Genomic DNA, 1,203 nt, shown 5'->3' on the forward strand with positions numbered 1-1,203 from the left:
GCCATGCCTGGAACCAGCTCGTCAATCAACCATGGCGCATCATGTCAATCGGACTGCGCAATTGGGCTCATGGGTTATAGCAATCAACGGTTGGTATAAGCATCCGGCGGGAGACGCGGGCGTATTCAGGCGGCGATGGTATTGTGGACCTGCTGGTGGGCTTTCCAGTGCCAGGGCAGGAGTTCATGGAGGCGTGGATTGGGGATGTCATTGATCCGTGCCAGGACATCAGCGAGCCATGCATGGGGATCGACATCGTTCAGGCGCGCGGTGACGATCAGGGAATACATGGCGGCGGCGCGCTCTCCGCCACGATCGGACCCGGCGAACAACCAGGCTTTCCTGCCCAGGGCGATGCCGCGCAGGGCGCGTTCTGCTGCATTGTTTGAGAGGCAGATCCGGCCGTCAGTGAGGAATCGTGTGAATGTATCGGCACGTCTGAGAAAATAGTTCATGGCGTGGGCAACGGGATTTTTTGTCGACATGCGCCGGCAACACTCCCGCATCCAGTCGAACAGATCGTCGACCAGAGGGGCTATGTCTGTTTGACGGACTGCCAGCCGATGTTCTGGGGGCGTACCGTTGATGGTGCGCTCGGCTTGGAATATGGCGTCGATCCTGCCTACTGCCTCTATGGCGAGGGGCGCCTTGTCCCTCTCGGCGATTTTGAACAGTCCCCTGCGTCCATGCGCCCAGCATCCGGCGGAGACAACCGGCGCGGGTTGGCGTCCCGGTTTCGCCAGAGTATTATAACCCGCATAGGCGTCTGACTGCAGAATGCCGGTCCAGCCGGTGAGATGGTCCGTGGGATGTTCGCCCTTGCGGTCCCGGGAATACCGGAACCAGACGGCTGGCGGTGCTGGCCCACCAAATGGACCATCATCACGCACATAATTCCACAATCGTCCGGTGACTGTCCGGCCTTTCGCCAGAACCGGCACGGTGGTGTCATCCGCGTGCAGGCGTTGTGCCGCCAGCACATGCGCCCGGATCAGCGTAGTCAGGGGGGCCAGCGTCGCGGTGCAGGCTCCCACCCAGTCGGCCAGCGTTGATGTGTCGAGATCGATCCCTTCGCGGGCAAAGGCATCGCTCTGGCGGTTCAGCGGCAGATGCTGCAGGAACTTGTCGCACAGGATGGTCGACAGCAGCCATGGGCCGGCGCGTCCGCGCGCGATCGGATGGAAGGGGGCGGGTGGCTGGGTG

Annotated in this window: 1 protein-coding gene; it reads right to left on the reverse strand. The window is 62.0% G+C overall.

Translation table 11 applies throughout. From position 1 onward, the window contains the following. Positions 1-125 precede the first annotated feature (125 nt). The coding region (gene tnpC / locus CFR71_RS15765) for an IS66 family transposase (protein WP_110532242.1) at positions 126-1,203 on the reverse strand (1,078 nt) is incomplete at its 5' end.

This window comes from Novacetimonas pomaceti (assembly GCF_003207955.1).
Classification (GTDB): Bacteria; Pseudomonadota; Alphaproteobacteria; order Acetobacterales; family Acetobacteraceae; genus Novacetimonas; species Novacetimonas pomaceti.